The 7,680-nt window shown below is 52.5% G+C and carries 7 protein-coding genes; 5 read left to right on the top strand and 2 right to left on the bottom strand.

All coding sequences use genetic code 11. The features are described from left to right. Window positions 1-352 precede the first annotated feature (352 nt). The 5 genes from VB741_RS14195 to VB741_RS14215 all read left to right on the top strand — a co-directional run bounded on the left by VB741_RS14195 (window position 353) and on the right by VB741_RS14215 (window position 4,601). The gene (locus VB741_RS14195; RefSeq protein ID WP_323365840.1) at window positions 353-1,624 is read left to right on the top strand and encodes a glutathione S-transferase family protein; all 1,272 of its coding nucleotides are present in this window, start codon (window positions 353-355) and stop codon (window positions 1,622-1,624) included. Window positions 1,625-1,744: 120 nt separating this feature from the next. Next, window positions 1,745-2,209: a glutathione peroxidase gene (locus VB741_RS14200; RefSeq protein WP_323365841.1), complete on the top strand. Its 465-nt coding sequence runs from the start codon at window positions 1,745-1,747 to the stop codon at window positions 2,207-2,209. A gap of 152 nt (window positions 2,210-2,361) precedes the next feature. Then, window positions 2,362-2,727, top strand: a complete 366-nt coding sequence (locus tag VB741_RS14205) for a cupin domain-containing protein (protein ID WP_442786364.1) — start codon at window positions 2,362-2,364, stop codon at window positions 2,725-2,727. Window positions 2,728-3,062: 335 nt separating this feature from the next. After that, window positions 3,063-3,305 (top strand): DUF1816 domain-containing protein, encoded by a 243-nt coding sequence (locus tag VB741_RS14210; RefSeq protein ID WP_323365843.1) that lies wholly within the window; start codon window positions 3,063-3,065, stop codon window positions 3,303-3,305. A gap of 276 nt (window positions 3,306-3,581) precedes the next feature. Beyond that, window positions 3,582-4,601: a hypothetical protein gene (locus tag VB741_RS14215; protein ID WP_323365844.1), complete on the top strand. Its 1,020-nt coding sequence runs from the start codon at window positions 3,582-3,584 to the stop codon at window positions 4,599-4,601. 89 nt (window positions 4,602-4,690) lie between these two features. Here the strand turns inward: VB741_RS14215 and katG are convergent, their stop codons facing one another. Next, window positions 4,691-6,886: a catalase/peroxidase HPI gene (gene katG, locus VB741_RS14220; RefSeq protein ID WP_323365845.1), complete on the bottom strand. Its 2,196-nt coding sequence runs from the start codon at window positions 6,884-6,886 to the stop codon at window positions 4,691-4,693. A 253-nt stretch (window positions 6,887-7,139) separates the two neighbouring features. Then, window positions 7,140-7,538 (bottom strand): redoxin family protein, encoded by a 399-nt coding sequence (locus VB741_RS14225; RefSeq protein ID WP_323365846.1) that lies wholly within the window; start codon window positions 7,536-7,538, stop codon window positions 7,140-7,142. Window positions 7,539-7,680 lie beyond the last annotated feature (142 nt).

Below are 7,680 nucleotides of genomic sequence, written 5' to 3' on the forward strand. Positions count from 1 at the left end.
GTCTTTTCCCAATCCGCTTTACTGACCTCGGGAATCGATGGGAGAGCCTTGTCTTTCATCCGCTTACTCTAGCAGGTACTCTGCTGATTGAAACTCTCACAACTCAGACCCCCTGAATGCTTACCTAAAAACTCAAGGATAGGGGTACCAACTCAAAGCGGGACGTTTTCTCCAGGATAGTATTCAGGAGTCAGGAGTCAGGGCCTCGCTGGCTTCTGGCCCCTGATTCCCCACCTAGCCAGGATTTCTCGGATTAAGTTGATGCCCAAGGATAAGACAATGCTCGGATATCGCAGGAATTGCGTTTAAGCTAGTACTGAAAGCAAATGTAGCCAGTCCACCTGCCCGAATTATGACCCCTGCCTCCTCCGTTCGTCCCCTGACCTGGTCTGAGTTAGAAGCCCTAGACACCCTCCAAACAGACCCGGTCAATGGTCCCACCAATGCCCAGGCCCGGCTGCGGCTATTTGGTCAAACTGAAGCCGACGTGCGGGTCACCCTATTCCGTGATAACCATGGCTGGTGTCCCTACTGCCAAAAGGTATGGCTGTGGCTAGAGGAAAAGCAAATCCCGTACCGGATTGAAAAGGTGACGATGTTTTGCTATGGCGAGAAGGAAGCTTGGTTTAAAAAAAAGGTGCCCTCGGGGATGTTGCCTGCCCTAGAGCTAGACGGGCAGTTAATGACGGAAAGCGATGATATTTTGATTGCCCTAGAGGGGGCCTTTGGTCCGCTGGTGGTGGGGATGCAGACATCCCAGGCAATGCCCCTAAGGCAGTTGGAACGGCTATTGTTTCGGGCCTGGTGTAGCTGGCTGTGTCAGCCAGTACGTTCGGCCCGCCAAGAGCAGTTTAACCGCGAGCAGTTTGTCACCGTGGTGGCCCAGGTGGAAGAGGTCCTAGCCGCCACTCCAGGACCTTACTTTCTAGAGAGATTTAGCGTTGTGGACCTGGTATTTACCCCCTACGTGGAGCGGATGAATGCCAGTCTGTTTTACTACAAGGGCTACTCCATGCGAGAAGAGAATCCTGGTTTTGCCGCCTGGTTTGATGCTATGGAAACTCGTTCCACCTATCGGGGCACCCAGAGTGATTTTCATACCCATGTGCATGACCTGCCGCCGCAAATGGGGGGCTGCTGGGAGAATGGTGAACCCCAGGCTAGGGAAAATCAACAACGGGTGGATCAGGGGCCTTGGCTGGGGTTGCCGGATGTGGGCTATGCCGAGCCGGAGACTTCTCGGGTGGAAGCCCTGCACCGAGTTTTGAAGCATCGCAACAACATTATTCGGGTGAACCCAACAGCAGATCAGGTGTTTGATCAGGCCCTACGCTGTGCTTTGACAACTCTCATGACGGGTGAAGCCTGTGAGCCTCCCCAGGGGAGTGACAGTGGATTGCGCTATCTGCGAGACCGGGTAAATGTGCCTCGGGATATGTCGATTTATGCGGGAAAACGACTGCGGATGGCACTGGAGGAAACGGCGGCTTTGGTGGGGGATGGTCAAGGCCCCGCGATTCCGGTGCGTAATCGCTATGATCAGAACCCGGCGGAGTTTGTGACAGTGGGTGGAACGGATGGGGAGAAGGCCTTACCGTTTGGGTTGAATTGGTTAAAACGGTAACCTGACGGCGTTACCGTTTGGGTTGAATTGGTTGAAACGGTAACCGATGATGGCAACGGCTACTCCTTATACCGAGGATGGTTGATAATAGAATACGTTGTCCAAAAACGTTAATGCATTATGCCTGTACCCACTAATCTAGCGACCCTGGATGGCACACCTTTGTCCCCAGATGCGATCGCAAATAAGGTTGTACTATTTGTCAACGTAGCCAGTGCCTGCGGTTTGACCCCTCAATATAGCGGCTTAGTAGCCCTAGACACGGCCTATGGTGAGCGCGGTCTAGTCGTTGTGGGTGTGCCCTGCAACCAGTTCGGTGCGCAAGAGCCTGGCACCGCCGACGAAATCAAGGACTTTACTAAGAGCAAGTACGACGTGGACTTTACCCTGCTCGAAAAGCAGGATGTCAATGGCCCTAGCCGCAGCCCCCTGTACCAGTTTTTGATCGGCGAAGGCGACGACATTAGCTGGAACTTTGGCAAATTTGTAGTGGGCCGTGACGGTGAAGTGGTTGCTCGCTTTGACCCTAAAACAGCCCCCGATGCCCCCGAACTAAAGGCGGCCATTGAGGCAGCCCTGGGCTAGTCAATTTTCCGCTGACTCCAGCATAATATTTTTTCAAATCCCTCTATCCGCTTGCGGATGGAGGGATTCATGGTATGGGCGATGGGTATAAAGCTATAGTATGGGAAAAACCGGGACGCACCCTATCGCTAACATCGGTGGAGACAGGCAACGTGAACTACAGTCCCCTCAATTTTCGGGAAAAACTAACCCAATTTAGCGATCATTGGTCACCCAAGGTGATTGCTGAAATGAACGATTATCAATTCAAATTGGTCAAGGTACAGGGTGACTTTGTCTGGCATGATCACCCAGATACCGACGAGGTTTTTATTGTGCTGGATGGGCAAATGACCATTCAGTTTAGAGATGGCGCAGTTGAGCTATCCGCCGGTGAAATGTATGTGGTCCCTAAAGGGGTGGAACATAAAACCTGGGCCCGAGAAGAATGTCATATGCTACTGGTTGAACCCCAGGGGGTAGTCAATACCGGGGATGTTGTCGATCCTAAAACCGCTCAAAATGATCTTTGGGTCTAGGTTTGCGAACAGCGCAAAATGACGGCCTATCCCAACTAAATAACGTTACTGCCATGGCGGCAGACCTCCATAGCCATAGGGTTGAATGCCTTCAGGCAATCCATAGCAACTACAGAGAGCAGTATGGGCGATGCAGGTCAATGCATATATGCATCAGATTGCGATACAAATCACAACCTTTCGTAACCTAACGGATTGACATATCAAAAAAAGTCAATACTTTATCATTTTATGTATCAATGCAAACAGGCAACTAAAGAACGGCGAAGTATAAAGATATTCATGCGTTCTTTTGGGACGTAGCATCTTCCTTTACGACACTAACCCATCAGATTATGGAAAACCTTATCAATCAGCTATTTAGCCTAGCAGGGAAGTCTTGGTGGCTAGAGATATTAGCAGCATCACCCAGTCGTGGATACTACTTCGGCCCCTTTACTTCAGAAAACGAGGCCATCCAAGAACAACTGCGCTATGTGCAGACCATAGAACAAGAAGGACGGGAAGTGCTGCTGGTATCGGTCGTCCGGCGTGAAGCTCCGGCGGAACGGACGGTAGATTATACCCAAGCAGCCTAATACAAACCATGGCAGCACTGTTGTTGTCGGGTATCAACTTAAGCCGAAAAATCCTGGCTAGGTGGGGAATCAGGAGCCAGAAGCCAGTGAGGCCCTGACTCCTCACTTCTGAATACTATCCTTGGGAAAACATCCCGCTTTGAGTTAGTCCCCTTATGGTCAGCAGCCCAGGGTCTTTTTTCTGGAGAGTACCCTGGCGGGGCCTGCCAATGGCCTGATAAATCCATAAAATGATGACATATAGCTGATTTATTGACCCAGTGTCAAGGCGGTTTTATGTCTGATCCAAGTCCTCTGCTGCCGTCGATAGACAAGATTGACGCGTTGCTTCAGCGGGTCTATCAGAAGCTGGGGGCGTCTACGAATACTTGTGTGATCGAGGATAGTGTGCAACATGAGTTGTCCACGTCGATTGTGCTTTTACAGCGGATTAAGCGCTGTTTGATTCGGGCACAGCATCGGAAGCATCACTCTCAGGTGGCTCAGCTGGAATCGGTTATTATTGGTTTGGAATCTGCGATCGCAGTTCTGCTGGAGGTCCCCTACGAACTTCACTTTGCCCGCCGACTGCGACGGGATGCAGAGTTTGCCGTGCGAGAATATGAGAACCCGGTGGTGGGTCGCATGATCAACGCCTTCAAGTACGTCTTGTATGAATCCAGCACACCGGTAAAAGTATTGGCTGGCCTGACCCTGAGTATTCCCATTACCTTACTGCTGGGCATGTCTTCTCGGGTGGTTAATTACCCAGCCATAATCGCGGACTATGTCGTCACACCGTTGGTGAGCAAAGAATGTACTAGTGCCGGCCCCCCCATCCCAAACTGTGAGGCCTTAACAACAGCACAGGTGAATGAGAATCTCGCCATCTTGGCCAGTGTAGCCCTGGCCGGGGCGTTGGGAGGGATCACCAGCACCTTGACTCGGATTCGAGAATATCGCAATGAGGACTACACAGATACGGTATTACCCATTTACATTGGGCTGATTCGGCCCTTTGTGGGGGCAGCCTTTGGGGTGTTGTTATATGTGTTGCTCAGTTCTCAACTGTTGCCCCTACAAGTGGGGGATGATAGCGATGACACCCTGAAAAAGTGGTATGGCTTTATCGCAATTGCCTTTGTCGCTGGCTTTAGTGAGCGACTGGTAAAAGATATGATCAGTCAAACCGAAGATCGGTTTTTGCCGGGTTCACCATCCCCCAAAGCAATATCAGCCAACGAACCTGCAAACGGCACTCAACCGGATGTCGTTGCCGCCGCTCCCACGCCACAGCCTTTACACACAGAGGCCTAAAGCAAAAGGAAACCCTGCCCAACCTGGGCTTTCACCCGGTGCGCAGGATTTCCTTCCGGACCTTGACCCGGTAAGACTAGGCGGTAAGACTAGGCCAAGTCAAAACGATCCAGGTTCATCACCTTGTTCCACGCGGCTACAAAGTCATGCACAAATCTCGGCTGAGAGTCCCCACAGCCATAGACTTCTGCCAAGGCTCGCAGCTGAGAGTTAGACCCAAAGATCAGATCAACCCGAGTGCCCGTCCACTTGATTGCGCCGGTGTTGCGATCGCATCCCTCAAACACATCATCTGCGTTAGAGGTCGCCTTCCAAGTTGTTCCCATGTCAAGCAAGTTCACAAAGAAGTCATTAGTCAACGCCTCGGGCCGCTGGGTGAAGACACCGTGCTGGGCCTGACCGACATTGGCATTCAAAACGCGCAGGCCACCGACAAGAACCGTCATCTCCGGTGCGGTCAGGGTCAACAACTGGGCCCGATCCACCAACAACTCTTCTGCCGAGAGTATATGTTTACCCTTAAGGTAGTTGCGGAATCCATCTGCCCTGGGTTCAAGGACAGCAAAAGAAGCCACATCCGTTTGCGCCTGGGAGGCATCCGTCCGTCCAGGCTGAAAGGGCACGGTCACATCATGGCCAGCATTCCTCGCCGCTTGTTCAACACCAGCACATCCCCCCAGCACAATCACATCCGCCAGGGAAACCTGCTTCCCGCCAGACTGGGCACCATTGAACTCCGCCTGGATTGTCTCCAGGGTTTGTAATACGGTGGCCAGTTGAGCCGGATTGTTCACCTCCCAATCCTTCTGGGGTGCGAGACGAATGCGGGCTCCGTTGGCTCCGCCACGCTTGTCAGAACCCCGGAATGTCGAGGCCGAAGCCCAAGCAGTAGAGACCAGTTGGGAGACAGACAGCCCCGCCGCGAGAATTTTGCCCTTGAGGGCAGCGATGTCCTGCTCGTTAATCAATTCATGGGTGGCGGCGGGAACAGGATCTTGCCAGATCAGTTCTTCCACCGGAACGTCTTTGCCAAGATAGCGCACACGGGGACCCATATCCCGGTGGGTCAGCTTGAACCAGGCCCGAGCAAAGGCATCCGAGAAGTGATCTGGGTTCTCGAAAAAGCGGCGGGCAATCGGCCCATAGATCGGGTCCATTCTCATGGCCATGTCCGCCGTGGTCATTATGGGAGCATAGCGCTTCGATGGATCGTGGGCATCGGGCACCGTATCTGCACCCGCACCCCCTGCCGGTGACCACTGATGCGCCCCAGCAGGACTTTTCACTAATTCCCACTCATAGTTGAACAAGTTTTCGAAGTAGTTGTTGTCCCATTGCACCGGATTAGTGGTCCAGGCCCCTTCAATGCCACTGGTAATCGTGTGGGCCCCTTTGCCAGTACCAAAGCTGTTCTTCCAGCCCAGGCCTTGCTCCTCAATGCTGGCCCCTTCAGGTTCACGACCCACCAGCGCCTCATCACCAGCACCATGGCATTTACCAAAGGTGTGTCCACCGGCCACGAGGGCCACGGTCTCCTCATCGTCCATCGCCATCCGCCCAAAGGTCTCGCGAATGTCTCGCCCCGAGGCGACTGGGTCAGGATTGCCGTTCGGCCCTTGCGGATTCACATAAATCAAGCCCATTTGCACCGCACCCAGGGGATCTTCCAGCTCCCGGTCACCGGTGTAGCGTTTGTCGCCCAGCCATTCCGCCTCAGCTCCCCAGTAAATGTCTTCTTCCGGCTCCCAAATATCTTCGCGCCCCCCCGCAAAACCAAACGTTTTGAAGCCCATAGATTCCAGAGCGCAGTTACCGGCCAAGATCATCAGGTCGGCCCAAGAGATCTTCTCACCATACTTTTGTTTGATCGGCCACAGCAGCATGCGGGCTTTGTCCAGGTTGGCGTTGTCGGGCCAACTGTTGATCGGCGCAAATCGCTGGTTACCGGTGCCTGCACCACCACGACCGTCCCCGATGCGGTAAGTACCAGCACTGTGCCAGGCCATGCGAATGAACAGCGGGCCATAGTGACCATAGTCGGCGGGCCACCAATCCTGAGAATTGCCCATCAGGTCAAAGATGTCCCGCTTCACAGCATCTAAGTCGAGGCTATTGAACGCTTCAGCGTAGTTGAATGCCTTCCCCATGGGATTGGACTGGGGAGAATGCTGGTGAAGGATTTTCAGGTTTAACTGGTTGGGCCACCAGTCTCGATTCGAGGTGCCAGTGGTAGCGGTGAAGGTCTGAACTCCCCCTGAAAACGGGCATCCACTTTGACTGCTCATAATAGGTCCTCTTTCGTGTGGTTGGATGAATCCTGTACCTTGAGATGCTGTCATGACCCCACAGGTAACGGTCATGGGCTTAACACAAGTTTAAGCAGGTCAATTAATACTGACTTGCTCCTATCTGAGAATAATTCTAATTTAGAAATAGATCAATTATTAAACTAATTCCTAATAAATAAGAATTGTAATGATTTCAGGAACTGTGACCAAACCACAACCTGATCTATTCTTCTCTGGGCCACCAGTTGTCCTAGGCAGAGAGGATCGCCCGCCACATTTGCATTACCACCGCCGTCTGCTCAGGTTTCTCGGCTTCTGGGTTAATGTAGTTCAGCATGGTCTCGGCATTAGACACCACGGGCATGGTCTCAAAGCCATCTGGTTCGACAAACATTTTTTCAATCATCCCATCTTTCACTAGCATGGAATAGCGCCAGGAGCGTTGCCCCATGCCCTTATCGGCAAGGTTTACCAGCATCCCCATCTGGCGGGTAAAGTCACCCTTTACATCGGGAATAAAGCGCACCTGATCAGCGCCTTCTGCTTGAGCCCAAGTTGCCAAGGAAAACGGATCATTGACCGAGATACACAGAATCTCATCCACACCGTTTGCCCGAAACACCTCAGCACAGTCGTTGTAGCCAAGCAATTGAATGGGAGAATGGGGCAGGGCGAACGCATACGTTTCTTTACAATTTGGGTGAAGTGCTAGAAGCCTTTACTTGAGCCAATACCTTAAGCAGATATCGGTCATCCCAGCCTGCTTTCATGCGCTTGGCGTGGGTGCCACA

The sequence above is a fragment of the Leptothoe sp. PORK10 BA2 genome (assembly GCF_034932105.1).
GTDB lineage: Bacteria > Cyanobacteriota > Cyanobacteriia > Phormidesmidales > Phormidesmidaceae > Leptothoe.

What these genes read in the sequence shown, in the direction of transcription:
- VB741_RS14195 (WP_323365840.1), top strand. Translation starts at nt 353, where the DNA reads ATGACCCCTGCCTCCTCCGTTCGTCCCCTGACCTGGTCTGAGTTAGAA.
- VB741_RS14200 (WP_323365841.1), top strand. Translation starts at nt 1,745, where the DNA reads ATGCCTGTACCCACTAATCTAGCGACCCTGGATGGCACACCTTTGTCC.
- VB741_RS14210 (WP_323365843.1), top strand. Translation starts at nt 3,063, where the DNA reads ATGGAAAACCTTATCAATCAGCTATTTAGCCTAGCAGGGAAGTCTTGG.
- VB741_RS14215 (WP_323365844.1), top strand. Translation starts at nt 3,582, where the DNA reads ATGTCTGATCCAAGTCCTCTGCTGCCGTCGATAGACAAGATTGACGCG.
- katG (WP_323365845.1), bottom strand. Translation starts at nt 6,886, where the DNA reads ATGAGCAGTCAAAGTGGATGCCCGTTTTCAGGGGGAGTTCAGACCTTC.